Origin of the sequence: Nonomuraea muscovyensis (assembly GCF_014207745.1) — a bacterium.
In the GTDB taxonomy this organism is placed as follows: domain Bacteria; phylum Actinomycetota; class Actinomycetes; order Streptosporangiales; family Streptosporangiaceae; genus Nonomuraea; species Nonomuraea muscovyensis.
Map to the genome: position 1 here is coordinate 1537024 of NZ_JACHJB010000001.1, position 24998 is coordinate 1562021.

20 protein-coding genes are annotated in these 24998 nt (G+C 72.5%); 7 read left to right on the plus strand and 13 right to left on the minus strand.

Annotation, left to right across the window (positions count from 1 at the left end):
* The first annotated feature begins 2 nt into the window (after nt 1-2).
* The gene (locus tag FHU36_RS07230) at nt 3-1892 is read left to right on the plus strand and encodes a fumarate reductase/succinate dehydrogenase flavoprotein subunit (RefSeq protein ID WP_185082982.1); all 1890 of its coding nucleotides are present in this window, start codon (nt 3-5) and stop codon (nt 1890-1892) included.
* The gene (locus FHU36_RS07235; RefSeq protein WP_185082983.1) at nt 1889-2644 is read left to right on the plus strand and encodes a succinate dehydrogenase/fumarate reductase iron-sulfur subunit; all 756 of its coding nucleotides are present in this window, start codon (nt 1889-1891) and stop codon (nt 2642-2644) included. Before FHU36_RS07230 ends, FHU36_RS07235 begins: the two co-directional genes overlap by 4 nt.
* A 96-nt stretch (nt 2645-2740) precedes the next feature.
* Here the strand turns inward: FHU36_RS07235 and FHU36_RS07240 are convergent, their stop codons facing one another.
* The 11 genes from FHU36_RS07240 to FHU36_RS07290 all read right to left on the minus strand — a co-directional run bounded on the left by FHU36_RS07240 (nt 2741) and on the right by FHU36_RS07290 (nt 18165).
* Nucleotides 2741-4126, minus strand: a complete 1386-nt coding sequence (locus FHU36_RS07240; protein WP_185082984.1) for a hypothetical protein — start codon at nt 4124-4126, stop codon at nt 2741-2743.
* A 73-nt stretch (nt 4127-4199) separates the two neighbouring features.
* A complete protein-coding gene (locus FHU36_RS07245; protein ID WP_185082985.1) occupies nt 4200-5771 on the minus strand; it encodes a hypothetical protein in 1572 nt (523 codons plus the stop codon).
* 64 nt (nt 5772-5835) lie between these two features.
* Nucleotides 5836-6228, minus strand: coding sequence for a (deoxy)nucleoside triphosphate pyrophosphohydrolase (locus FHU36_RS07250; protein WP_185082986.1), 393 nt, complete (start codon nt 6226-6228; stop codon nt 5836-5838).
* Nucleotides 6225-7322, minus strand: coding sequence for a C40 family peptidase (locus tag FHU36_RS07255; protein WP_185082987.1), 1098 nt, complete (start codon nt 7320-7322; stop codon nt 6225-6227). The genes FHU36_RS07250 and FHU36_RS07255 overlap by 4 nt, the downstream gene beginning before the upstream one ends.
* Entirely contained in the window at nt 7319-7942 is a 624-nt protein-coding gene (locus FHU36_RS07260; RefSeq protein WP_185082988.1) for a hypothetical protein, read from the minus strand. The genes FHU36_RS07255 and FHU36_RS07260 overlap by 4 nt, the downstream gene beginning before the upstream one ends.
* Nucleotides 7943-7944: 2 nt before the next feature.
* On the minus strand, nt 7945-10335 hold the full coding sequence (locus FHU36_RS07265; protein ID WP_185082989.1) for a type IV secretion system protein: 2391 nt from the start codon (nt 10333-10335) through the stop codon (nt 7945-7947).
* Complete coding sequence (locus tag FHU36_RS07270) at nt 10332-12806, minus strand: ATP-binding protein (RefSeq protein ID WP_185082990.1); 2475 nt, start codon at nt 12804-12806, stop codon at nt 10332-10334. Before FHU36_RS07270 ends, FHU36_RS07265 begins: the two co-directional genes overlap by 4 nt.
* A 44-nt stretch (nt 12807-12850) precedes the next feature.
* Complete coding sequence (locus FHU36_RS07275; RefSeq protein ID WP_185082991.1) at nt 12851-16102, minus strand: TcpE family conjugal transfer membrane protein; 3252 nt, start codon at nt 16100-16102, stop codon at nt 12851-12853.
* A gap of 54 nt (nt 16103-16156) precedes the next feature.
* The gene (locus tag FHU36_RS07280) at nt 16157-16402 is read right to left on the minus strand and encodes a hypothetical protein (RefSeq protein ID WP_221496131.1); all 246 of its coding nucleotides are present in this window, start codon (nt 16400-16402) and stop codon (nt 16157-16159) included.
* Between the two features lie 81 nt (nt 16403-16483).
* Nucleotides 16484-17203 carry a conjugal transfer protein gene (locus FHU36_RS07285; RefSeq protein WP_246501988.1) on the minus strand — a complete coding sequence of 240 codons (720 nt, stop codon included), beginning with the start codon at nt 17201-17203 and terminating at the stop codon, nt 16484-16486.
* Nucleotides 17204-17850: 647 nt separating this feature from the next.
* Nucleotides 17851-18165, minus strand: coding sequence for a hypothetical protein (locus FHU36_RS07290; protein ID WP_185082994.1), 315 nt, complete (start codon nt 18163-18165; stop codon nt 17851-17853).
* Between the two features lie 240 nt (nt 18166-18405).
* Here FHU36_RS07290 and FHU36_RS07295 point away from each other — a divergent pair, with 240 nt between their 5' ends.
* Complete coding sequence (locus tag FHU36_RS07295) at nt 18406-18585, plus strand: hypothetical protein (RefSeq protein ID WP_185082995.1); 180 nt, start codon at nt 18406-18408, stop codon at nt 18583-18585.
* On the opposite strand, the gene ychF is transcribed toward FHU36_RS07295, so the two are convergent.
* The gene (gene ychF / locus FHU36_RS07300) at nt 18537-19613 is read right to left on the minus strand and encodes a redox-regulated ATPase YchF (protein ID WP_185082996.1); all 1077 of its coding nucleotides are present in this window, start codon (nt 19611-19613) and stop codon (nt 18537-18539) included. The two genes, FHU36_RS07295 and ychF, sit on opposite strands and share 49 nt — an antisense overlap.
* A 196-nt stretch (nt 19614-19809) precedes the next feature.
* Between ychF and FHU36_RS07305 the strand changes: the two genes are divergently transcribed.
* Together FHU36_RS07305 and FHU36_RS07310 are read left to right on the plus strand one after the other, a co-directional pair.
* Complete coding sequence (locus FHU36_RS07305; protein WP_185082997.1) at nt 19810-21066, plus strand: DNA recombination protein RmuC; 1257 nt, start codon at nt 19810-19812, stop codon at nt 21064-21066.
* Between the two features lie 14 nt (nt 21067-21080).
* Nucleotides 21081-21590 (plus strand): DUF6542 domain-containing protein, encoded by a 510-nt coding sequence (locus tag FHU36_RS07310; RefSeq protein ID WP_185082998.1) that lies wholly within the window; start codon nt 21081-21083, stop codon nt 21588-21590.
* A gap of 54 nt (nt 21591-21644) precedes the next feature.
* Here FHU36_RS07310 and FHU36_RS07315 read toward each other — a convergent pair whose 3' ends face one another.
* The gene (locus FHU36_RS07315; RefSeq protein ID WP_185082999.1) at nt 21645-22613 is read right to left on the minus strand and encodes a 4-hydroxy-3-methylbut-2-enyl diphosphate reductase; all 969 of its coding nucleotides are present in this window, start codon (nt 22611-22613) and stop codon (nt 21645-21647) included.
* A gap of 100 nt (nt 22614-22713) precedes the next feature.
* Between FHU36_RS07315 and FHU36_RS07320 the strand changes: the two genes are divergently transcribed.
* On the plus strand, nt 22714-23739 hold the full coding sequence (locus FHU36_RS07320; RefSeq protein WP_185083000.1) for a DUF8129 domain-containing protein: 1026 nt from the start codon (nt 22714-22716) through the stop codon (nt 23737-23739).
* Between the two features lie 26 nt (nt 23740-23765).
* Nucleotides 23766-24995, plus strand: coding sequence for an exodeoxyribonuclease VII large subunit (xseA, locus tag FHU36_RS07325; protein WP_185083001.1), 1230 nt, complete (start codon nt 23766-23768; stop codon nt 24993-24995).
* Nucleotides 24996-24998 lie beyond the last annotated feature (3 nt).

Sequence of the window (24998 nt, forward strand, 5' to 3'; positions counted from 1 at the left end):
CAGTGGAAATCGAGCGTCACGAATACGACGTCGTCGTCATCGGAGCGGGCGGCGCCGGGCTGCGGGCCGCGATCGAGGCCCGCCAGCAGGGCAAGCGCACGGCGATCGTCTGCAAGTCGCTGTTCGGCAAGGCCCACACCGTCATGGCCGAGGGTGGCGCCGCCGCCGCGATGGGCAACGTCAACCCCGACGACAACTGGATGGTGCACTTCCGCGACACCATGCGGGGCGGGAAGTTCCTCAACAACTGGCGGATGGCCGAGCTGCACGCCAAGGAGGCCCCCGACCGGGTCTGGGAGCTGGAGGCCTGGGGCGCGCTGTTCGACCGCACCAAGGACGGCAAGATCAGCCAGCGCAACTTCGGCGGCCACGAGTACCCCCGCCTGGCACACGTCGGCGACCGCACCGGCCTGGAGCTGATCCGCACCCTGCAGCAGCGCGTGGTGGCCCTGCAGCAGGAGGATCACGACAAGCACGGCGACTACGAGGCCTACATCAAGGTCTTCGCCGAGTGCACGGTCACCCGCCTGCTCAAGGACGGCGAGCGCATCTCCGGCGCGTTCGGCTACTGGCGCGAGACCGGCAACCTCGTCGTCTTCGACGCCCCGGCCGTCGTGCTGGCCACCGGAGGCATCGGCAAGTCCTACGTGGTGACCTCCAACTCGTGGGAGTACACCGGTGACGGCCACGCCCTGGCGCTGCTCGCCGGGGCCAACCTGATCAACATGGAGTTCATCCAGTTCCACCCCACCGGGATGGTCTGGCCGCCGTCCGTGCGGGGCATCCTCGTCACCGAGTCGGTCCGCGGTGACGGCGGCGTGCTGCGCAACTCCAACGGTGAGCGCTTCATGTTCAACTACATCCCCGAGGTGTTCAAGGACAAGTACGCCACCACCGAGGACGAGGGCGACCGGTGGTACACCGACCAGGCCAACAACCGCCGGCCGCCGGAGCTGCTGCCCCGCGACGAGGTGGCCCGCGCCATCAACGCCGAGGTGAAGGCCGGGCGCGGCTCACCCCAGGGCGGCGTCTTCCTCGACGTCTCCTCCCGGCTGCCGGCCGAGGAGATCAAGAGGCGGCTGCCGTCGATGTACCACCAGTTCAAGGAGCTGGCCGACGTCGACATCACGGCCGAGCCCATGCAGGTGGGCCCGACCTGCCACTACATCATGGGCGGGGTCGAGGTCGACGCCGACACCGGCGCCGCGGCCGTGCCGGGGCTGTTCGCCGCGGGCGAGGTCTCCGGCGGCATGCACGGCTCCAACCGCCTCGGCGGCAACTCGCTGTCCGACCTGCTGGTCTTCGGCCGTCGCGCCGGCGCGGGCGCCGCCGCCTACGTCGACTCCCTGCCCGCCCGGCCCAAGGTGACGCCCCAGCTCGTGGACGAGGCGCGCGCCGAGGCCCTGGCGCCGCTGGAGCGCTCCGGCGAGAACCCGTACGAGGTGCACCACGAGCTGCAGCGCACCATGAACGAGCTCGTCGGCATCATCCGCAAGGCCGAGGAGGTGCGGGAGGCCCTGGAGGTCGTCGAGAAGCTCAAGGAGCGCGTCCGCCTCGTCGGCGCGGCCGGGTCGCGCATCTACAACCCCGGCTGGCACCTGGCACTCGACCTGCGCAACATGATCCTCGTCTCGGAGTGCGTGGCCCGCGCCGCGCTGCTGCGCGAGGAGAGTCGCGGCGGCCACACCCGCGACGACTTCCCCGGCATGAACCCCGACTGGCGCCGCAAGCTGCTCGTCTGCTCCACCGGGGACGGCTCGTCGATCACCGTCGCGGAGCAGGAGCAGCCGCCGATGCGCGGCGACCTGATCACCCTGTTCGAGCGCGACGAGCTGAGCAAGTACCTCACCGACGAAGAGATGGCCACGTTCGACGGGATAGCGAAGTCATGAGCTACAAGGCAAAGTTCAAGGTCTGGCGCGGTGAGGGCGGCGAGGGCAAGCTCGAGGACTTCACCGTCGAGGTGAACGAGGGCGAGGTCGTCCTCGACATCATCCACCGCCTCCAGGCCACCCAGGCGCCCGACCTCGCGGTCCGCTGGAACTGCAAGGCCGGCAAGTGCGGCTCCTGCTCCATGGAGATCAACGGCAAGCCGCGGCTCGGGTGCATGACCCGCATGTCCACCTTCGCCGAGGACGAGACGATCACGGTCACCCCGATGCGGACGTTCCCCGTCATCAAGGACCTGGTCACCGACGTCTCGTTCAACTACCAGAAGGCGCGCGAGATCCCGTCGTTCACGCCGCCCGACGGGGTGCGGCCCGGCGAGTACCGCATGCAGCAGGTCGACGTCGAGCGGTCCCAGGAGTTCCGCAAGTGCATCGAGTGCTTCATGTGCAACAACGTCTGCCACGTGATCCGTGACCACGAGGAGAACAAGCCGGCCTTCGCCGGTCCGCGGTTCCTCATGCGGATCGCCGAGCTCGACATGCACCCGTACGACGTGGCGGACCGCCAGGAGTCGGCCCAGCAGGAGCACGGGCTCGGCTACTGCAACATCACCAAGTGCTGCACCGAGGTCTGCCCCGAGCACATCAAGATCACCGACAACGCGCTGATCCCGATGAAGGAGCGCGTCGTCGACCGCAAGTACGACCCGCTGGTCTGGCTCGGCGACAAGATCTTCCGCCGCGGCAAGTCGTAGCGGTCCGCACCCGACGGCCGGTGAGCGCTCCCGCGCTCACCGGCCGTGGCGTGTCAGGGGGCGAACGCGACCGGCCCCGCGGGGCCGGTCATCGCGTCACCTGGAGCGGCGCCAGAAGCCGCGCTTGCCGTTCTCCTGCTCGGGCAGCGGCTGCTCCACCGTCAGCTGCTCCTCGGCCGGCGGCTGCGGGACCGGAGGCAGGTGCTCGGGCCGGGTCCGGTTGTCGGCGTCGGCATCTGCATCTGCATCTGCATCTGCATCGCTTGCCTGCCACGGCTCGGAGTCGCCCGTCTCGGCGCCCGAGGCGGGGCTCACCGGGACCTCGGGGGAGCCGTCGTACGGGGCGGCACCACCCGCCGGGATGTCGGCCGGAGGCACCAGGGGCTCGAAGAACCCCCGCGGCCCCTCGGGCGCGGCGGGCTCCGGGGCGGGCTCGTGGTTGTAGGTGTCGAACTCGTCCGGGTGCAGGACGACCGCCTCGGCCGGCGGCGCGACCGGCTCCTCGGGCACGAAGCCCGGCGCGACCGGCTCCTGGTAGACGGCGCCGTACTGGACCTCCCCGCCGGGGTAGGTCTGGACCGGCACGAAGCTGATGATCGGCGCGTACGCCGGGCCGCCCGGGTAGCCGGCCGTCGGGTAGCCGACGGTGTAGCCGGGGCCGGCCGGATAGCCCCCGGGATTGCCGGGATAGCCGGGCCCGGCCGGGTAGGCGGGCCCACCGGAAGCACCGGGGTATCCGGGACCGCCCGGATAGCCGGAGGCGGCGGCGAAACCGCCGCCCAGGTCGGGTCCGCCGGCCGGCGGACCCGCCTTGCGCACGGCAGCCGCGTGGGCCATCCGGCGCAGCCGGCCCTCGAAGATGAGCACCGCGAACAGCGTCAGCAGCACCAGGATGAGCGCGGGGATGCTGAGCTGCCGGGTGAGCGTCTGCTGGTCGAACTCCGGCGCCGCGGCGCGCACCTCGAGCTGCACCGACTCACCGGTCGAGGTCTCCACCGGCTCGGTGTTGCTGGGCTGCGTCAGCGGCGTCTCCGTGCCCGCGACCGCGGGCAGCGAGACGCTCTCGTCCGGGCTCGCCTCCGGGCTCGGCTGGGTGGTGGGCACCTCCACGCTCTGCGACGGGAACGGCTCCAGGTTCTGGCTCGTGGTGGCCGGCGGCGGGGTCGGCGCGGCGCTGGTGGTCTTCGCCTTCGTCGGCGTGGGCGAGGCCGTCTTGGTGGGCTTCGCGGACTTGGTCACCGTCCGGGTGACGGTGGTCTCGGGGTCGTCGGGGGTGGGCGTGGGGAGCGTCGTGGTGACCGTGACCGTCACCTCGGTCGGCTCGCAGGCCTCGCCCGCCTCGCACGGGTCGACCTCGGGGTCGTCCGGCGACACCACCGCGGTGGCGCTCGCGCTCTGCACCACGAAAGGCGCTGCGCCGATGCCGGTCAGGCCGAGAGCCAGCACCATCGCGGAGACGGCCGTCGCTCGCGTGCGTGCCACCGGTGCCCTCCGCGTTTCCGAGACCTTGGTCAAGGAAATACTAGTCGCGTCAAAGCCACAGTAAAGACGGAAACTACCGTACCTTTCTCCGAATTCGGGCCTGCTGCGCGCGAGCAACTCCCCACAGGGCTCCGAGCAGCACCGCGATGCCTCCACCGGCCACCGCGACGCCCTGCGGCCCTGCCAGCACATTCACCGGTTCGGACCGTTCCGGGCGCGCGGCGGCCACGGCCACCTGACGCGGCAGCGGCGCCCCGAGCCCACCGTCGACACTTCCGGACACCTGCCCCCCGGCCACGTTGCCCGCGAACCCCCCACCGGCCTGGCTCCCCGGGAACTGCGCACCGGCCGTCGGTACGGCGACCGGCGCCTGCGGCGGCATCATCAGGGGCGCGGGGGTCGCCGCCGGGAAGCTCGGCCCATCCCCCGACTCCTGGACAGGCGCGGCACCGTCGACATGCGGAGCCGCCATGAGCTGCCGGCCCGGCGCGGTGTACGCACCGCTTCCTGGTCCACGCCTCCCGCCCCGTGCTCCCCAAGGACGACCGTCCACCCCGGCCACCGCCCCATCCCCACCGCCCTGCGCCCTGCCGCCCTGCGCCCCGCCGTCCTGCGCCCTGCCGTCCTGCGCCCTGCCGTCCTGGGCCCTGCCGCTCTGGGTCCCGCCGTCCTGGACCCCGCCGTCCTGCCCCCCGGCCCGCGCGCCGCGCCCGCGAGGCAGGCGCGTCGCCTGGCCGCGCAGCGCGAAGGCACCGCGGTGCTTATGCACCCGCCCCTGCCACGCCGACGCCGGCGCACCGCCACCAGGGCCGGCCTCCCCGACACCCACGCCTCCGGCCGCCACGCCCGCATCTCCGGCCGTCGCGTCCGCCTCCCCGGCCGCCACGCCCGCGTCTCCGGCCGTCGCGCCGGTCACCTGCCCGGCGGACCAGTCCTCGCCGGGTGCGGCCTCGGCAGGCGAGTGCGTGACAGGCAGGACGGCCACCCGGCTGACCACCGTCACCCCGCCGCCCTCCCCGTCGCGCATCCGTGCCACGGCAGCGAGCACGACCTCCCGCGCGCCGAGCGGAGCCGCGAGCCGTACGTCCACCTCCCGCCACCCGTGGACGTCCCCCAAGTCGCACGCGGAGGCCCGCCCGGCCGCCACCGGCCGCGGGGACTCCACGGCGGCGAACGCCCGGCGCATCGCGGAGCGGACCCCGGCCGGCACCGGCGCCGCCCCGGCCTCCGACGCGGCCGGGACATCCGTTCCGGCTTCGGCCGCCGCTCCTCCCTCGGCCACCGGCGACGACGGCGGCACTGTCCGCACGGCCTCCGCCGCCCCGCCGCTCGCGAGCGCGTGGAACGACAGCACGGCACTCCCACCCGTGCCCGCGGCGTCCCCCGCGGGCACCGTCACCGGGACGCAGGTCACCGAAGTCAGGGCGGGAGCCGGCCCGGCCGCCAGGGCGAGGCGGGCGGCCCGGCCCGGACCCGCCAGCCTGACCCGGAATCGCAGCTCGTCGCCGGTCCGCGCCCACGACCCCGGCGTGTCCTGATCGTCCACCCGGTCGGGCACCGGTGTCATCGCGGCCGCCGCCACGGGCAGGACGGGCACCCCCGCCGCCACCATCGTCCCCGCCACGACCCAGCCTCGTCCGATCACGCCGCTTCCCCCCGGTGGCGACAAATAACTCCTGGCACTCGTAATGTTACACAGAGTGACAGTTCTAGCCGTGTCGCAGCGCGCTCTCCACGGCCTCCATGACCGGCAGGTCGGCCCCCAGCCACGCCACGTCGTAGTACTCGCCCGGCCCGAGCCAGCGCAGCGCCAGGTGCTCCTTCGCCTCCGGCGTGCCCGACGCCACGGTGGCCAGCCAGACGCGCAGCACGTACCCGTTGGCGAGCGTCCAGTCGCCGCCGATCCGGGCGCCCACGGAGATCTCCACCCCGAGCTCCTCGCGGCACTCCCGGACCAGCGCCTCGTGCTCGCTCTCCCCCGGGTCCACCTTGCCGCCGGGGAACTCCCAGCCACCCGCCAGCGCCGGCGGCTCGGCCCGCTGCGCGGCGAGCACCCGCTCGCCCTGGGCGACGATCGCCGCCGCGACCACGACCACGCTCATAGCGTCGCGCTCTGCAGCTTCTTGAGCTGCGCCTGCACGTCCGGGTGCTGCAGCGGCCGTGTGAAGCCCACGATGTTGCCCCTCGTCTCGTACCCCGTCACCTTGATCGGCCCGCACAGCCGGCATCTCGCCTCGACCATCTTCCCCTTGGACACCACCATTCCGACGTGGCCGGGATTGTCGGCCGACGTACCCGGGCCGGAGTTGAAGAACACCAGGTCGCCCGGTTGCTCGTTGCCCTGCTCGATCTTCACCCCGAACGGCCACTGCACGAACGTGGTGCGCGGGATCGACAGCCCGGCCGCCCGGTAGGCCGCGTAGATGATGCCCGAGCAGTCGAACGCGTCGGGCCCGGTGCCGCCCCACAGGTACGGCTTGCCCCGCTGGGCCAGCGCGTACGCGAGGATCTTGGCGACCACGTCGCTGGGCGCCGCCTCGACCAGCGGATCATCGCACGAGTCGTCGGCCTGCGGCGGCACCTGGACCTCGCCGGACTTGGCGTAACGCTTGGCGATCGTCTCGACCTGGTCGACGTACCACCAGGCCCGGTTGTAGACGAACAGCGCCCGCCGGACGTTCTCCGGGGCCCCGTTGCGCTTGAGCATCCGGGCGGCGCCGAGGATGGCGTCAGCCGGGTTGTAGACGTCGCCGATGCCGTCACCGTCGCCGTCGGAGGCGTAGCCGTTGAACCGCGACGACACCTCGATCCGCGCCTTGCCGCCCCACGTGCTGATCAGGAACTGCATCGGCCCGGCCGCGCCCGCGTGGTTGGTGCCGCTCTTGACGCCCGGCAGGTCGGAACGGCCGTGGTCGGTCTCGCGCTTGCCGACGGCGGCGAGGATGTTCCACTGCACACCGATCTTCTCGCCGTGCTCCTTGTACAGCTCCAGGTAGTCGTCCGGGATGTCGGAGGCGGCCGTGTCGGAGGCCTCCTCGTTCTGCGTGTCGCCGCCCGAGCAGTCGGGCTGCTCGCCGCCGTTGCCGACGAACGACGGGATCCCCGTTAACAGCACCGGCGACACGATGACCAGCGCCAGCAGCAGCGCCCCGGCCGCACCGAGCAGCAGGGCCACGCGCGTGCGGGAAAGGTTCACCCCTCGCTGTCCCCGTCCTGGCCCTCACCGGCGGGCTGCAGGTCGAAGACCCGCCAGTCGGTGCCCATCTGGCTCACCGTGACCGCGTAGTCGGCGGCGAGCTGCTTGGCGCCGCTCTTGGCGGCGATCTGCTGCGTGCCGGTGACGATGAAGACGACGGACGTCTTCTCGACCGACCTGATCGACCTGACCTCGGCCGTGGTCGTGGAGACCACCTCGTCGGCGCGGTCCTGCTCGACGATGGTGAACGTCCTGGCCAGCACGTTGCCGAAGTCGGCCGTGGTGAAGACCTTCACCCGGTCGGCGTAGGCGACGGGGTCCTCGTCGTAGCGGAACGTCCCGTACGCGGCGGTGAACCGCTTGGCCAGGTCGGCGGCGGCGGCGAGCTGCTCCTTCGTCATCGGCAGGTAGGAGTAGATGTCGAACGGCGCGCCGCTCGCGGTCGCCAGGGGCGTGCTGCGCGCCACCGGCGGCGCGGCGCCGGCGGTGGCCGTGGCCGCCGGCGTCTCGGTGCCCCCGTCGCCGGACCCCGGCCACATGGTGAGGTAGATGCCGACGGCCGCGATCACCACCACGATGGCGGCGAAGGCGAGCCCTCGCTTGTCACCCGTCGCGGACATGGTCAGTCTCTGTCCTGACTGCTCGGCTTGAGCCAGAACGGCACCGGCGGCTCGTCACCGCCCGAGCCGTTGCCACGCCGGCTGGGCAGCCACAGGGGCGGCGGCTCGGCGGAGCGGGACGGCGTGTCGCCACGGGAGGAGCCGCCGAAGACGCCGCCGCCGCCCGACCGCGACCCGCCGCCGCCCCAGCCCGAACCACCGGAGCCGTTCGAGCCGGACCCGCCCGACCGCGGCCTGCCGGACCCGGAACCGCCCGACCGGGAACCCCCGCCGAACAGCCCGCCGCCGGACCGCGAACCCCCCGACCCGCCGGAGCCGGAGCCGGAGCCGCCGAAGATGCCGCCACCGGACCGCGTCCCGCCGGAGGACCCGCCCGGCCGCGAGGAGCCGGACCCGCCGGAGCGGATCGTGCCGCCACGTGGCGCCCATCCGCCGCCCGACCGGCCGCCGAACCAGCCCCCGCCCCCCGAGCCGCCCGACCCCGAGCCGCCCGAGCCACCGGAGACGCCACCCGAACCGCCACCGGACGCACCGCCCGAGCCGCCCGAGCCGCCGCCGGGGGAACCGCCCGCGCCGGCCGCGCGGGAGACGCCGCCCGCGAGCCGCGAGCCCCCCGCCGTCGCCGGGCCGCGGTTGCGGGTCGGCGTGCCGCTCAGGTTGAGCGGCGGAGCGGCGCCCGGCCGCGGTACCGGCGTGTGCCGGGTGGCCGCCTTGTTGCCCTGCTGGTCGGTGTTGAGCGGCGCCGGCGTGGCCGGCACCCGGGTGCCGGCCTGCACGCCGGCGGTCGCGCCTTCCTCGGCGCGGGCCCGGCCCTGCGCGACGGCCGCGGACGCGGCCCCGCCCGCAGCGGCGCCGGTCGCGGCGGCCTGGATGAACGGCTCCGCCTTGCGCACGCCCCAGCGTCCGATCCGGGCCGAGGCCACCGGCGGCAGCGTCACCGCCGACCGCTCCAGGACCCGGGAGCTGGCCGCCTCGCCGAGCATCCGGGTGGTCAGCGTGTGGCCGTTCATGGAGGCGAACAGATGCTGGAACGGCCTGCGGTAGAAGAACACCGCGATCGTCAGCAACGCCATGAACAGGATCTGCAACCCCCACGGCATGGCGGTCGAGATGATCAGCGCGTAGCCGTACACGAGCACGCCGAGCACGAGCGCCAGCACCGCCTGCCTGAGCAACGTGCCGACCAGCATCTCCACCCAGCGCATCGCGATGATCCGCCCGCTGCCCGGATGCACGCCGATCAGCAGGAACACCGGGCCGAGGATCAGCAACAGCAGGAAGCCCACCTTGAGCACCAGCAGCGACACCGCCACCAGGAAGATCAGCACACCGGCGACCAGGGCGGCGATGAGCGCGCCGATGGCCACGCCGAGCCGGCTGGTCCAGTCCTTGCCCTGGAAGATGGCGAAGCGCGGGTCGCCCTTCAGCTTCTCGGCGATCTCGGCGTACTTGGCCTGGTGGGCCGCCGGGTCGGCGGCCGCCTGCCCGGCCTGCGGCGTGGGGATCGACTGGATCTCCAGCATGGTCCGGCCGAAGTCGCGGACGACGGGCGCGTTCGGGTCGGCGGTGCCGAACAGGCCGACCAGCCACGGCTTGCAGACCAGCGTGGACCACAGGGCGTCGGCGTTCTGGTCGACGCCGGGCGTGCCGACCTGGCCGTAGCCACCGGCCCTCACCTGGGGATCGGTCTGGCCGGGGCCGGGCAGGCAGGAGGCGCCGCCCGCGCCGGGCAGGCCGGAGAAGGCGGAGTTGACCACCTCGCCGGTCTTGTCGGTCACGACCTTGCCGAGGCCGGTGAAGTCGCCCGGCCGGCTGAAGAACCAGGTGGCGACCGTGACGGCGAGCACCATCCAGATGACGCCCTCGGCCGTGGTGGTGGCCCGCTTGCGGATCAGGCCGTACCAGGCCAGCCAGATCGCGCCGAGGATGACGATGGGACGCAGGAACGGCCAGTACATCGCCTCGGACAGATTCGTCACGATGTCGTCGACCACGTCCTTGATCGACTGGAGCGGCCCTTCGGTGGCGGCGGCCTGGTAGGTGGTGATCGTGACCCGGTCGATCGCCTTGGCCCACAGGAAGACCATGTTGGCCCAGCCGTTGCCCATGACGGCGACGATGTCGGAGCAGCCCAGGTCGTAGGTGTGCCAGAACTGCCCGCTCATGCCGAACTCGGCGTAGTTGGTGGCGGGCGCCGGGGCGCCGCCCTCGCGCGCCGGCGGCTGGATCATGCCGTCGACACCGCTGCCGACGACCTCGGGGGTGAGCTGCGGCGAAAGGTCGCACGGGCCGGCGGCGGCCGGCGACAGGCCGCCCACCACGAGCGGCACCGCGAGCACGCCCACCATGAGAGCCAGGACGAGCGAGAGCCGCCTGGGTAGCCGGATCTTCATGACCGAACCTCCTGCGCTCTGCCCACTCCCCCTTGAAGATCATGCATGCCGTCGCCGGGTTTGTCGTGTGTCGGATTGGTGTCAAGCCAGCGGAGCAGGTCCTCGGAGATGAGGTCCACCGCGATCCGCCCCGCCCGGCCGTCCAGGTCGCGGAAGACGCACTCGCCGTTGCCGAGCGAGCGCAGCACCGCCTTGTGCTCCTCCGACGGCTCGACCCCGAGCAGGGACATGACGTGCTCCACCTCCACCCGTTCGGTGGACCGGAACGCGAACACCGACGACAGACAGTTGGTGACCTGCTCGTTCAGCAGGTCGCCCGCGTTCTGCGAGACCAGCACGAGGGCGGTGTTGCGGGAGCGGCCCATCCGGCTGACCTCGGGCACCAGCTTGGCGCCTTCGGGCGTGGAGGTGATGGCCCACGCCTCGTCCAGGAAGATCGCCTTGGGCGCGCGCCGGTCGAGGCCGTTCATCAGCCGCCGGGCGAACTGCGAGACGAGGTAGAGCAGGGCCACCGACAGCCGCTGCTCGTAGGAGTAGTCGTCGCGGCCGGTCGCCACGTCGGGCAGCGTCAGCCCGCCCAGCGTGAAGACGGTCGTCCAGCCCTCGCTGTCGATCTGCTCGCCGCCCGAGGGGTCGAAGCAGAGCCTGGCCAGGTGCATCTCCGACATCGAACGGAGCACGGCGCCGAGATTCTTGGAGGCCGCGTCGTCCGACTGCTCCAGGTGCTCGACGACCTTGCCCAGCGACGGGTCGGGGCTGTTGGAGACGGCGGCGACCGCCTGGATCATCGCCGACTCGCGCTCCTCCGACATGCGCGGCAGCAGCAGCCGCAGCGTCTCGGTGGCCATGGTCTTCTTGGCCGCGATGTCGTCGCCGAACGAGAACGGGTCGAGCAGGCCGGGCGCGGCCGAGCCGAGCGGGATGGTCCGGGCCTTGCGCCCCCGCTTGAGCAGCAGCTGCACCAGCGACTCGGCGTCGCCCTTGGGGTCGATCACGGCGACGGTGACGCCGCGCAACGCCATCTGGTAGATCATCAGCAGGGCCAGCGTCGTCTTGCCGCCGCCCGGCTCACCGGTGATCGCGATGGCCGTCGGCCGGTTGCGGGTGGCCGCCACCAGCGGGTCGAAGTGCACGATGCTGCGCGCCCGCCCGACGGTCTCCCCGATGTACGGGCCGAGCCAGCCCTCGCTGCCCTCGCCGAGCCGGTCGCCGAGGTCGACGGTGGCCGTGGCCATGCCGCCCGCGATCGTGCGCAGCGGCTGGCGCTGGGCGTAGGCGTTGACCCTGACCTTCTCCCCGGGCAGCGCCTCGCAGAACAGCGAGAACTGGTCGCCCGTCGAGGCGACCACGTCGATGCCCATGTCGCGGTAGTGCTCGACGACCGCCTCGACCCGCTGCACGCAGATGTCCTCGGTCGGGGCCGACACCATGAGCCGGTGCCAGCCGTACACGAAGGGCAGGCGCTCCTTGGTGATGCCGTGTTCGAGCATGCGGGCCGCGTCGATCTGCTCCGCCAGCGCGAGCGGCGCCTCGGCGCCGGCCTCGCGGATGTGGATGTCCATGTCGCGGGCGTGCGCGAGCTTGCGGGCGACGTCCTTGGACGCCTTGACCGGCGGGATGAGCCGCATCCGCGACGAGATCTCCACGGGGAACGGGAGCTGGTCGGCGAAGTGCATCCACGGCTCGCCGTCCGGGAACGGCATGAGGTCGGGGAACCGGGCGAACGACATGTGGGCCACGTAGGAGTCGCCCTGCGGCTGGACGATGCGCAGCAACGACCTGCCGTTGTGGATCTCGCCCTCGACGAGCGACTCGATCTCGCCCTTGCCCCAGCGCCGCTTGGGACTGGCCGACGGCGGCGGGTCGCCGAGCGCCCCGGCCGCCGCGTGCTGGAACAGCCACGCCACCTCGACGGAGGTGGCGTGCCTGGCGTAGAGGGCGCTGGAGGCGAGCGCCCGGCCCAGCCGTTCGGCGTGCTCGGTCCAGCGGCTGATCTCGCCGTCGGGCACGTGGTCGTCGTCGATGCCGAGCGCGTGCTCGGTGCGCTGGTAGAAGCCGAAGAGCTGCGACAGCACGCCGCCGCCGATCTGCCGGCCGCGCGGGCCGAGTCGCACGCCGAGGTAGACCTCCTTGGACCAGAAGTCCTTGGTCCAGACGTGCCGGTACATCTCCTCCAGGTAGTCGCGCCAGCCCGGCCCCTCGTCGGAGGTGCCGTTGAGCGTCATGGCCCACTCGGCCGCCGGGTAGGCGCGGTGGGCGACCCTCAGGTGCACCTCGGCGTCGGGCATCCGGATGGCGGCCAGCGCGATCGTGACGTTGGTGGCCAGCGCCTCCCGCTCCTCGGGGGTGACGAACTCGTAGCTGACCGTCGGCAGGCGGAAGTAGGCCCAGGCGCTGGTGTCCGTGAGCAGGATGCGGTCGTCGAAGTAGCGGACCGCCAGGCGCTGGTGCGCCCGGGACGCCCTGCTCATACCGCCCCCTCAGCGCATGAACTGGCTCCTGCTCGCGTGTTCACCTATCGCTCACCGATTCTCGTGCCCGGGGGGTCACTCGCCATCTCCTCTTCGCTCGGTCGGACGGTCTGCGCCGCGAAACCCGCCACCACGACGCCGGCGAGGGCGAGGTAGGCCCGCCGCCCGGCCGCGCGCAACTGGCCCGGCTCGACGACCTCGGCCCCACCCGGCGCCAGGTCGTCCTCCCAGGGGACCCGCACGATGGCCCGGCACCTGCCGCGGGCCACCGCCTCGGCCTGCTCGACGTCGGCCATCGAACGCCTGCTCACGCCGTTGACCACCATCACCGCCCGCCTGCGCAGGTCGGCGCAGCCGTGCCCGTCGAGCCACTCGTACGTCATCGCCACCGCCTCCGACGCCTCCTCGCTCGCGGGGACCACGAGGACGAGCTGGTCGGCGTACGGCAGGACCCGCGCGGCCAGCGCGGCGGCCGGGTCGACGACGGCCAGCTTGTAGTGCCGGTCGAGCAGGTGCATGACCTGGCCCAGACGGTGGTCGGACAGCAGAGTGCGGTCGGCCAGCCGCCGCTCGGCGTCGGCGTCGGCGTCGGCCCCGATCACCTCCAGCCCCGACGGGGTGCGGGAGGTGTAGCCGCGCATCGACAGGTAGCCGCTGACCCGGTCGAGGCCCGACAGCAGCGAGGTCAGGGTCTCGGGGGTCTCGGGGGTGATCCTGCTGGTCAGCGTCTGGCGGCCGGAGCTGGCGTCGACGGCGATCACCTTGTCGTCGCGGTGCCTGGCCAGCGTGTGGCCGAGCATCAGCGCGGTCGTGCTCTGCCCGGCGCCGCCCGTACAGCCGAGCACGACGATCCGGCGACTGCCGCCGAACACGCCCCTGGCGCGGGCCTCGTCGATCTCGGACCCGTCGGTGCGCACACCGCCACCGCCGACGACCACCTGGGCGATCCGCCGCCACCCGCCGGAGTCGCGCCCCACCACGGACTCGACCCGCCGTACCCGCGCCTCCCGCCCCGGGGCCTCCCGCCGGCCCTCGGACGGCAGCCCACGCACCGGCGCCCCCTGCAGCCGCCCCTCGGCCGCCTGAGGCCGGGGCTCGCTCGTCTGGGACCGGGTCTCGGTCGTCTGCCGGGCCTCGGCCATCTGGTTTCGGGCTTCGGCCGTCTGGGGTCGGCGCTCAGCCGACTCGGCCGGAGCCGCGACCGTCTGGGGCCGGCGCTCAGACGTCTGCGCACGCACCTCGACGGGCCGCGGACGCGCCTCCTGCGGCTGCGGGCGAACCTCCGCCGCCTGCGACGAGTCCGATTCCACCAGCGGGGACGCCTCCACCCGCCGGGATGTCGCGCCCCGCTGCGCGGCTTCCACCGGCTGAGCCGCCGCTACCTCCTGTGAGGCTTCCACGCGCTGAGCCGCCTCCGCCTGCTGAGCCGGCTCCGCTTGCTGGGCCGCTTCGGCGGGCTGCTGGCGCGTGTCCTGACCGTCGGCGCCGCCCTCGGCCGCACGGGGAGCCGAGGCAGCGGTGGCCGCGGCGTCGGCGGCGCGCCGCTCGCCACCGCCCTGGACACCACGCTCGTCCTGGCGGGCGCCACCGGGACGGACACCAGGCTGGACACCGGGCTCATCGGGCCGGGTCGTCGTCGCGGCGGGCGTCGAGGTCTCGTCGTCGGCCCGTTCGCTCGCTGGAGGCGTGAGCCGTACGGGCTTGGAGCCGGGACCGAGGGGCGGCCACACCTGCTCGGTGCCGGGCACCGGCGACGGGCTCTGCCTCGGCGGCTGCCCCTTCCGGTGCTGCATGCGTGCCCACTCGGCGGAGTCGGGCGGCACAGTCGTCGCGTCGGCCTCGCGCCCGTCCCCGGCGACCTCGCAGCCCTCCTGGGACGCCCCTTCCGTCGGCACCGAGGGCCCCGGCGCCGCGACGTCGTCCGCGGGCAGAGAGGCCGCCGACACGGCCGGCAGCGTCATGGGCGGCGGCGGCTCGGGCGCGTGCCGGGTCACAGCCGGCGGCAGCTCGCTCTGACCCGCGGTCGACGCGGGTGCTCGCTCGGCCGCGGCCGCCGGCGACTCGTGCGACGTCGCGGCCGGCTGAGGCCCGCCGGCCCGCTGAGCTCCACGCGACGACGACTCGGACCGAGCGGCAGACGGCTCGGACACGACGGACGACTCGGACACGACCGGCGACTCGGATGCTGTGTGTGGCTCGGACACGACGCCGGACCCGGACGCGACGGGCGAGCCGGGTACGGCGGGCGGCTCGGCCACGGGACCGTGTGGGGCGGCGGGCGGCGGGATCTCGGGGTGCGTCGCGGGCGGCGCGGCCTCGGCGCTGGCCGCGAGTCTGCGCAGCCGGCGCAGCGCCTCGGTGTCGATCGGCTTACCCGCCCCGGTCCGCGCCTCTCCCGGCGTCTCCCGTACGCCCTGGACCTCGTCGGCGCCCGGCACGGCGGCCGCCGTGGCGCCGGCGGGCCCGACGTCACCCGCATGGGTCTCGCCCTCGGTGGCGGCGCCCGCGGAGCGCCGGCCGGCGGGCCCCGGGTCGCCCGCGTCCTCCCGGAGGGGCAGCCCCTCCTGCGGCTGCGCGCCGTGCGCGCTGACGAGCGGCAGCTCGCCCCACCGGAGCGACGGCGTCTCGTCGCGTGCGCCGGAGACGCGCTCCGCCGGCCGTGGCGGGGCCTGGGGGGCGAGATCGGCGGAACCGAGTGCGGGGGCGGTGCCGCGGCGCCGAGCGGCGCCGAGGGCGCGGCCGGTGGCCGGCTCGGTCAGCGGAGCCTGCACGGCGGCGGCAGCGGCGGCCGCCACGGCCGGACGCACCTGGCGCGGCCCGGCGGCCCGGTCGGCCTGCCGCCTGCTCTGCTTCCTGGCCTGCTTCTCGAGCTGCTTCTCCTCCTGCGCGGCGCGGGCCTTGCGGGACTTCTTCACGCGTACGGGGGCGGGGCTGGTGTGCCAGACCCGGCCGGAGAAGGTGATCGTCTCGGGCTCGGAGGACGGCGCGAGGCGGTACCAGGCGCGCGGCTGCCCGAGGTAGCGCAGCTGGGACTCCAGGAGCTCGGTGAGCCGCTTGCCCTCGATGACGGGCCGGGTGGACAGCCAGGTGACGATCCCGGGCGGCACGAGGAACAGGACGTGCCACGGCATCTGCACCGGCACCCCGACCAGCACCAGCAGGAGCGACCACGGCACGAACACGCCGACGAACACGCCGATCCAGACGATGGGCAGCGGCATCGGCAGCCGTAGGTCGTACAGCTTGTAGAGCCGCTTCTCGATGCGCCAGATGTTCGTGTACGTGGGCAGGTCCACGCGGTCCTCCTCTCCACCCGCTCGTTCATGACCGCCGTGAAGCGGTCTCAACCCTTACTTGATGCCTAGCGCACCCGCGATCGCCTTCGCGGTCACCTCGATGATGTTGGGGACGTAGAAGATCACACCGATGGCCACGGCCAGGATGAGGAACTGCACGAAGCGCGTGATCTCGCGGGTGAAGAGGAAGAACAGCGCGACCACGGAGACGACGACGAGGAAGAGCGGGGCGAAGAACGCGCGCAGGAACTCGGCGAGCCCTTCGGTGTTGACGCCCGTCGGTGCGGGTGACGGCGTCATTTCGATCAGGTTCAGCACTATGGTCTTCAAGATCACTTCTTGTCCTCCCGGGGGGTGCCGATCAGCAGCGCGGTCGTGCGTCTATCCAACGGCCCGGCCGGCACCGCGGATGTCGTTGACGTACCACTTGTCGCCCTGCTTCTCGACGGTGAGGCGGTAGGCCTGCTCGATACGGCCGGACGCCGCACTCGGTTCGGTGGTCGCGTTGGTGTCGGCCGGCGGCGAGGCCCCCGGCACGATCCACACCACCACCGCCTCGACCTCTCGGGTGGCACCCCCCACAGGCACCACGAGCTCCTGGAGCCCGCCGAACTGGAACGCGCCGCCGAAGCTCGGCAGGGACTTGCCTGCGGCGAGGTAGCGCTGCAGCCCGGCGGTGTCGCCCCTGGCGTAGTCCTCGAAGAAGCCCTCCAACTGGGGCTTGAGCTCGGCCGTCGCGACGTCGTCGGTCTCGGGCTCGACCGGCTGGGGCACCTCGGCGGGCGCGGGGGCGGGCAGGATCGCGGGCCTGCCCGAGACGGCGAACCGGCCGGCGTCGTCGCCGGAGTAGTAGATCGGGACGGACAGCAGCAGCCTGCGCGAGCCGGACTGGAAGGCCACGGAGGCGACGGCGTTGTTCGCGTCGACGGCGCGGATGTCGTAGGGCTGGATGGCCACGGCCGCGAACTTGCCGTTGCCGTCCCAGCCGACCTGCGGCGACATGCCCTCCGCCAGGAAGGCCGCCAGCTTGCCCGCCCTGCTCGTGGCGTCGGCCGGGCTGAAATTCAGATAGACGCCCGCGAACTGCGCGGCGAAGGCCATGGCGCGCCCGGCCGGGAATCCGTTGCCCTCCTCGGCCGCCTGCTGCGGAGCAGGGGCATTTTCCTGCGTAAACCGCTCAAAAGGTGCACGAACCCCATTAACCACAATAACGACGATAAGCGCCCAGAGAATGATGCGGCCCGTCCAGACGAGCCAGCGCCCGCCACCACCGGACCAGCGACCGCGGCGGCGGGGCGGCGGCATGTCGTAGTCGGCCGGATCGGGGGGTGCCGAAAGCTCGGGGTCGCCAGCGATCCGAGGACCGTGCTGGACGGTTGACCTACGAGCCATCACGCCTCCGCTCGCGCCCATCCCCCCGGAGGGCGCGGTGTCGTCCGTTGCCGATCCCCATGATCCGTGGTGAAGCAGTCACCCTATCCGGTCTCCGCCATTGTTCCAGGAAAGCCACGCCCATGCTGCAGGCATCGCCGTCTGGGGGCAAACCGAGTACGCATGGGACGGCGGAGCGCGAACCGTTGTCCTAATCGCCCGGAATCGGCGCGTGACCAGGTGAGACATCCTGCGCCACATAACCATGGAGCCAGAGGTTCCTGTCCGAATGGCTTTGGGACTGTCGCGACCTGCGCATTTGGTATAAAGGCACCCATCCGTGTGTCGTGGCACACGCGACGGGCCGCACGGGACCGTCAGGCCGGTTCGGGGCCCTTGGCGGGCGGCGAGTGCCGGCGGCTCTGGAGATCCACCACAGGGGCCGGCGGCACGTGGCTCGGCACCGCCCGTTCCAGGAAGTGGCGCAGGTCCGCGAGCAGGGTGGCGGTGTCGCCGTCACGCATCCGGGCCGCGAGCTGCTCGCGCTCGTCCACCTTCCTGCGCAGGTACTCCTCTCGGTTGACGCGCAGGCCGTACATGAGCTCGACCCTCAGCAGGGCCAGTTCCTCCTCGAGGCTGATGCCCGTGAGCGAGGGTGTGGGACGTCTTTTCCGGATGATGCGACGGAACATGAGGGCCCTCCCGAGTCAGCGTCGACGCCGTGACGATTCGACGCGCAGCCCCCCAAAGTGGTTGACGCCGCACATGTCATGTCATCAGATAGCGCCCGCTGTCAGGGGTAGGGGTGGTCCGACATCCTGAGGTGGCGTCGCGTACGGCTGTGCAGGTGGCGTCGCGTACGGCTGTGCGCCACGATCATCGACGCCCCCGCCGACGACCCGGCGTCCGCGCGGATCCGCCGGCCGGACAGCATGACCGACGAGCAGATGCCGGAGCTCCTGCCGCGCGTCGCCGCCATGAGCGCCCAGGCCGACGCCGACCTGCACGTCCGGGTGGAACGGCTGCGCGACAGGGGTCTCACCTGGGCGCTGATCGGCGCGACTCAGACGTTGAAGCGGAACTCCACCACGTCGCCGTCGCGCATGACGTAGTCCTTGCCCTCGATCCGGGCCTTGCCCCCCGAGCGGGCCTTGGCGATCGAGCCCGCCTCCACCAGGTCGTCGAACGAGACGACCTCGGCCTTGATGAAGCCCCGCTGGAAGTCGGTGTGGATCACCCCGGCCGCCTCCGGCGCGGTGGCGCCCTTGCGGATCGTCCAGGCGCGGGTCTCCTTGGGACCGGCCGTCAGGTAGGTCTGCAGGCCCAGCGTCTCGAAGCCCACCCTGGCGAGCTGCGACAGGCCCGACTCCTCCTGGCCGACCGACTGGAGCAGCTCCAGCGCCTCGTCGTCGTCCAGCTCGACCAGCTCGGACTCGATCTTGGCGTCGAGGAACACCGCCTCGGCGGGGGCCACCAGCTCGGCGAGTCGCCCGCGCAGCGCGGTGTCGGTCAGCTCGTCGGCGTCGAGGTTGAAGACGTAGAGGAAGGGCTTGGCCGTCAGCAGGTGGAGCTCGCGCAGCTCCTCGCTGTCGAGGCCGCTCTCGAAGATGGTCCTGCCGGTCTCCAGGACCTTCAGCGCGCCCTCGGCGGCCTCCAGCGCGGTCTTCTTGTCCTTGTTGTTGCGCGCCTCCTTCTGCAGGCGCGGGATGGCCTTCTCGACCGTCTGCAGGTCGGCCATGATCAGCTCGGTGTTGATCGTCTCGATGTCGCGCTTCGGGGAGATCTCACCGTCGACGTGGGTCACGTCGGGGTCGCTGAAGACCCGGATCACCTGGCAGATCGCGTCGGTGTCGCGGATGTTGGCGAGGAACTGGTTGCCCCGCCCCTGCCCCTCCGAGGCGCCCTTGACCAGGCCCGCGATGTCGACGAACTCAACCTTGGCGGGCAGGATGCGGGCCGAACCGAAGATCTCGGCCAGCTTGGGCAGCCGGTCGTCCGGGACGCCCACGATGCCCACGTTGGGCTCGATGGTGGCGAACGGGTAGTTGGCGGCCAGCGCGTTGCCGGTCTTGGTCAGCGCGTTGAAGAGCGTGGACTTGCCCACGTTGGGCAGGCCGACGATGCCGATGGAAAGGCTCACCCGTGCTCCTTAGCCGGCCACACGAGCCTGTGCCCGCTGCTGGTCGTTGCTCCGCTGCGCTCGCTCACGTCCAGCGAGTTTACTTGCTCGAGGGAGGCGGCCAGGTCACCGGACGGGCGCCGGGACAAGCGACGGTCAAGGCTCGCACAGGCGTGTCTCGCGGATCCGGCGGCGATGTCCTGCAATCATCGCTGAGGTGGATGTCGTCTCGCTTCTCATCGGGCTCGCCGTCGGACTGGTCATCGGTTTCCTGGTGGCCCGCACCCGGGCGGCCGTACGGGTGGCGGAGGCCGACTCTCGGGCCAAGGCCGCCGCGGACAAGCTCGTCTACGTCGAGGAACAGCTCGCCGAGCGCTTCCAGGCGCTGTCCACGCGGGCGCTCGACGTCAACAACATCCGCTTCCTGGAGCTGGCGGAGACCAGGCTCGCCGCCAGCCGCGCCGAGGCCGCGGGCGACCTCGACCAGCGCAGGCAGGCCGTCGAGCACCTGGTCGAGCCGCTGAAGGAGGCGCTCACGCGGGTCGAGACGCAACTGCGCGACACCGAGGCCGGCCAGCGCGCCGCCCGCGCCGAGCTGGCCCAGCAGATGGAGTTCGTCCGGCAGAGCAGCCAGGAACTCCGCTCGCAGACCACGGCCCTGGTCCGCGCCCTGCAGCGGCCCGAGGCCCGCGGCCGGTGGGGCGAGCTGCAGCTGCGCCGGGTCGCCGAGATCGCCGGCATGCAGCGTCACTGCGACTTCGACGAACAGGTCAGCGAGGGCTCGATGCGGCCCGACATGGTGGTGCGGCTGACCGGCGGCAAGAACATCGTGGTCGACTCCAAGGTGTCGCTCGCCGCCTACCTGGAGGCCGCCGAGGCGTCCGACGAGTCGCTGGCCTCCGTACGGCTCGACGCGCACGCCCGGCACATCCGCGAGCACATCGACCGGCTGGCCGCCAAGTCCTACTGGCAGGGGTTCAACCCGTCGCCCGAGTTCGTGGTGCTGTTCATCCCGGGCGAGGCGTTCCTGGCGCCCGCGCTGGAGCGCGACCCCACCCTGCTGGAGTACGCGCTGACCCGGCGCGTGCACATCGCCACCCCGACCACGCTGGTCACGATGCTGCGCACCGCCCACTACGCCTGGCAGCAGGCCGCGCTCAGCGAGAACGCGCGGGCGGTGTTCGAGCTGGGCAAGGAGCTGTACGACCGGCTGTCGTCGCTGGGCAGGAATGTCGACACCCTGGGTAAGTCGCTCACCCGGGCCGTCGAGGCGTACAACAAGACCGTGGGATCCCTCGAAAGCCGCGTGCTCGTCAGCGCCCGCAAGCTGCACGACCTCGGCGTCGTGGACGCCGAGCTGGACTCCCCCGCGATGCTCGACGGGCTGCCCCGGCCGCTGGCCTCCCCCGAACTGCTGGAAACCTCGTCTCTGATTTCCCCGGTCAACGGTAAGTTGGCCAACGGGTCGCAGTAAGGGGGGCGGGGCCGGTGAGTGGGAAAGGCAGGCGTTCGGCGGTCAGGCTGACCGCGCGCGGCGCCATCGCGCTCGCCCTGGTCGTCACCTTGGCCGGATATGTCCTGGCCGACGTGCTGGACCTGGCGTTCCTGGTGGGCCCGGCGTTCGTGGCCGCGAGCCTGGTGGGCGTGCTGCTGGTCAACCCGCGCGAGCTGCTGTCGCTGGTGGTCACGCCGCCGCTGGTGTTCTTCGCGGCGACGATGTGCGTCGAGGCCGGCCGCGCGCTGGGCTCGGTGTCGATCGTGCAGTCGCTGGCGCTCGGCCTCTACACGTCGCTGTCCAGCGGCGCGCCGTGGCTGTTCGCGGGGTCGGCCGTGGTGCTGGCCGTCGCGCTGCGCCGCGGCCTGCGCGACAACGTGCGCGACCTGCGGACACAGCTGAAGGCGGGCGCGGAGGTGCCGCGCCCGCGCCAGCCGTACGTGCCCGAGCCGGAGGGCTACTTCGAGCCCAAGGTCTACGGCACCCCGCGCGTCGAGGACTGACCCGCCCCGGCGGGGCCGGCGGCGAGGGCCGGGGCCGGGGTCAGGCGACCGGGGTCAGGCGACCGGGGCGCGCAGGTCCTTGCGGAGCTCGTGGGGCAGCGCGAAGCGCATGCTCTCCTGCACCGACTCGACCTGCTCGACGTCGCCGAACCCGCGCTCGGCCAGGTGTGCCAGCACCTCGTCCACCAGCTCCTCCGGCACCGAGGCGCCGCTGGTCACGCCGACCGTGGTGACGCCCTCCAGCCACGCGTCCTGGATGAAGGAGGCGTTGTCGACCAGGTAGGAGGCGTCGGCGCCGTGGTCGAGGGCCACCTCCACCAGGCGCTTGGAGTTGGAGGAGTTGTCGGAGCCGACCACGATGACCAGCTCGGACTCGGCGGCGATCTCCTTGACCGCGACCTGGCGGTTCTGGGTGGCGTAGCAGATGTCGTCGCTGGGCGGGTCGATGAGGGTGGGGAAGCGCTCCTTGAGCCGGGCGACGGTCTCGTTGGTCTCGTCGACCGACAGCGTGGTCTGCGACAGCCACACCAGCTTGCCCAGGTCCTTCACCCGCACCTTGTCGACCGAGTCGAGGCCGTCGACGAGCTGGATGTGCTCGGGGGCCTCACCGGAGGTGCCCTCCACCTCCTCGTGGCCCTCGTGGCCGATGAGCAGGATGTCGTAGTCCTGCGCGGCGAACCGCTTGGCCTCGTTGTGCACCTTGGTCACCAGGGGGCAGGTGGCGTCGATCGTGCGCAGCCCGCGCTCCTTGGCCTCCCCGTGCACGGCCGGGGAGACGCCGTGGGCCGAGAAGACCACGATCTCGCCCTCGGGCACCTCCTCGGTCTCCTCGACGAAGATGGCCCCCTTGGCCTCCAGCGTCTTGACCACGTGGGTGTTGTGCACGATCTGCTTGCGTACGTAGACCGGCGCGCCGTACTGCTCCAGCGCCTTCTCTACCGCCACGACGGCTCGATCGACTCCGGCACAGTAGCCGCGCGGCTTGGCTACGAGGACTCGGCGGTTGCGGGACTGGGGCTCCATAGTTCTTATGCTACGTGGAGCGGCCATGAGGCCCGTGCGTGCGGCGAAGCCCGCCGTTTGCCACACTGGCCGTCCACTACTGACCTCCCAGGGAGACGTCATGTCCCTCAGCGACGTGATACGCAACATCGCCAAGACCGTCACCGACAAGGAGAAGGCCAAAGAGCTCCCCCTCATGGTCGTCCAGGGCACACTGAGCGCAGCCGGACAGGCGTTGCTGCTGGTGGACCGGATGAAGAACTCCATCAAGGGCCTGGGCGGCAAGGGGGACAAGGCGGACGACGCCGACTCCCGCCCGTCCGCCGCCGACGAGGTGGCCGCCGCCCCGGCCGCCGAGGACAAACCCGCCCGCAGGGAGCCGGTCATCTTCGCGCCGCGCCCGTCGAGCAAGTCCGAGCCCAACGGCGACGCCGCCAAGGAGAAGCCGGAGCCGGTCATCTTCTCCCCCGCGGCGAAGCCCGCCACCGAGCCGGTCGTCCCCGAGCCCGCCGCCACCGAGCCCAAGGCGAGCGAGCCCGCCACCGAGCCCGTCGCCGCAGCCACGCCCACCGCGGCGGAGCCGGTCGCGAAGCCCGCCGCCGAGCCGGTCGTCCCGGAGCCCGCCGCCGTCGTCTCCACGGAGGACGAGCCCGCCGAGACGAAGACGGCTGAGGCGCCCCTCGAAGCAGCCGTCAAGGCGACCCCCGAGGCCGCCGCCGAGGCCGCCGCTGAGGTCACCGCCGAGGAGCCGGCCACCGAGACGAAGCCCGCCGCGAAGCCGAAGACGCCGGCCAAGCCCAGGGCCTCCGCCGCCAAGCCGAAGACCGGGACCAAGGCCGACACCAAGGCCGCGACCAAGGCCAAGGCCCCCGCCAAGCCCGAGGCCGCCGACACCAAGGCCGACACCAAGGGCGAGTCCGAGGGCGAGTCCAAGGCCGCGAGCGAGCCCGCGGCCGAGTCGGTCGGTCTGGTCGAGCCGCTGCCCGGTTACGGCGACCTGACCGTGGCGTCCCTGCGCGCCCGGATGCGCGGCAAGTCCGCCGAGCAGATCTCCGGCCTCCTCGCCTACGAGCAGGCCACGGCCAAGCGTCCCGAGGTGATCCGGATGTTCGAGAACCGCCTCGCCAAGCTCCAGGCCGGGGAATAGTCGCCGCGGCACCGTAGTCTTCCGGCATGACCACGAAGACCACACCCGAGTCTCCGCTACCGATCCGCACGGTCCTGCAGATGGTGGGCGGCTGGATCGGCAAGCTGGGCACGGTCTGGGTCGAGGGCCAGATCACCGATCTGAGCGCGCGCGGCGGCACGGTGTTCCTGACGCTGCGCGACCCGGTGGCCAACGTCTCGGCCCGGGTCACCGCTCCGCGCGGCGTCTACGAGGCGGCCGTCCCGCGCCCGGCTGACGGGGCGCGGGTGGTGGTGCACGTCAAGCCGGACTTCTGGGTCAACAGGGGCTCGTTCGCCTTCACCGCGCTGGAGATCCGCCCGGTGGGCGTGGGCGAGCTGCTGGCCCGCCTGGAGCGCCTGCGGCAGTTGCTGGCGGCCGAGGGCCTATTCAACGCCGACCGCAAGCGGCGGCTGCCGTTCCTGCCCGGCACGGTGGGGCTGATCTGCGGCCGTGACTCCGCGGCGGAGCGCGACGTGCTGGAGAACTCCCGGCGCCGCTGGCCCGCCGTACGGTTCACGGTGGAGGAGGTCGCGGTCCAGGGCCCCTACGCGGTCGGCGAGGTGACCGAGGCGTTGCGCAAGCTCGACGCCGACTCGTCGGTCGACGTGATCGTCATCGCCCGCGGCGGCGGTTCCCTGGAGGACCTGCTGCCGTTCTCCGACGAGACGCTGGTGCGCGCGGTGGCCGGGTGCCGCACCCCCGTGGTGAGCGCGATCGGCCACGAGCAGGACAGCCCGCTGCTCGACCTCGTGGCCGACGTGCGCGCCTCCACCCCGACCGACGCCGCCAAGAAGGTGGTGCCCGACGTGGGCGAGCAGCTCACGCTGGTGCGCCAGCTCCGCGACCGGGGCCGCCGGGTGCTGGGCGGCTGGCTCGACCGCGAGATGTCGTGGCTGACGTCCGCCCGTTCCCGGCCGTCGCTGGCCGATCCCGTACGCGAGCTCGAACGCCGTGCCGAGCAGGTCGACGCCCTGCGCGAGCGGGCCAGGCGCTCGCTGTCGGGCTCCCTCGACCGGGCCGAGGACTCGATGACCCACCTGCGCGCCCGCCTGGTGTCACTGTCGCCTGCCGCGACGCTCGAACGCGGCTACGCCATCGTGCAGGACCTCTCCGGCGACGTGGTGCGGCTGGCCAAGGACGTCCCTCCGGGCGCCCTGCTGACGATCCGCCTGACCGACGACCGCCTGACGGTCCGCGCCGAGCCCCGGGACGCCGAGCCGCCCGAGCGACCTTGATCA

What these genes read in the sequence shown, in the direction of transcription:
- FHU36_RS07315 (WP_185082999.1), bottom strand. Translation starts at nt 22,613, where the DNA reads ATGGAGCCCCAGTCCCGCAACCGCCGAGTCCTCGTAGCCAAGCCGCGC.
- FHU36_RS07290 (WP_185082994.1), bottom strand. Translation starts at nt 18,165, where the DNA reads ATGTTCCGTCGCATCATCCGGAAAAGACGTCCCACACCCTCGCTCACG.
- FHU36_RS07295 (WP_185082995.1), top strand. Translation starts at nt 18,406, where the DNA reads ATGACCGACGAGCAGATGCCGGAGCTCCTGCCGCGCGTCGCCGCCATG.
- FHU36_RS07280 (WP_221496131.1), bottom strand. Translation starts at nt 16,402, where the DNA reads ATGACGCCGTCACCCGCACCGACGGGCGTCAACACCGAAGGGCTCGCC.
- FHU36_RS07235 (WP_185082983.1), top strand. Translation starts at nt 1,889, where the DNA reads ATGAGCTACAAGGCAAAGTTCAAGGTCTGGCGCGGTGAGGGCGGCGAG.
- FHU36_RS07260 (WP_185082988.1), bottom strand. Translation starts at nt 7,942, where the DNA reads ATGTCCGCGACGGGTGACAAGCGAGGGCTCGCCTTCGCCGCCATCGTG.
- FHU36_RS07265 (WP_185082989.1), bottom strand. Translation starts at nt 10,335, where the DNA reads ATGAAGATCCGGCTACCCAGGCGGCTCTCGCTCGTCCTGGCTCTCATG.
- xseA (WP_185083001.1), top strand. Translation starts at nt 23,766, where the DNA reads ATGACCACGAAGACCACACCCGAGTCTCCGCTACCGATCCGCACGGTC.
- FHU36_RS07250 (WP_185082986.1), bottom strand. Translation starts at nt 6,228, where the DNA reads ATGAGCGTGGTCGTGGTCGCGGCGGCGATCGTCGCCCAGGGCGAGCGG.
- FHU36_RS07320 (WP_185083000.1), top strand. Translation starts at nt 22,714, where the DNA reads ATGTCCCTCAGCGACGTGATACGCAACATCGCCAAGACCGTCACCGAC.
- FHU36_RS07270 (WP_185082990.1), bottom strand. Translation starts at nt 12,806, where the DNA reads ATGAGCAGGGCGTCCCGGGCGCACCAGCGCCTGGCGGTCCGCTACTTC.
- FHU36_RS07285 (WP_246501988.1), bottom strand. Translation starts at nt 17,203, where the DNA reads ATGGCCTTCGCCGCGCAGTTCGCGGGCGTCTATCTGAATTTCAGCCCG.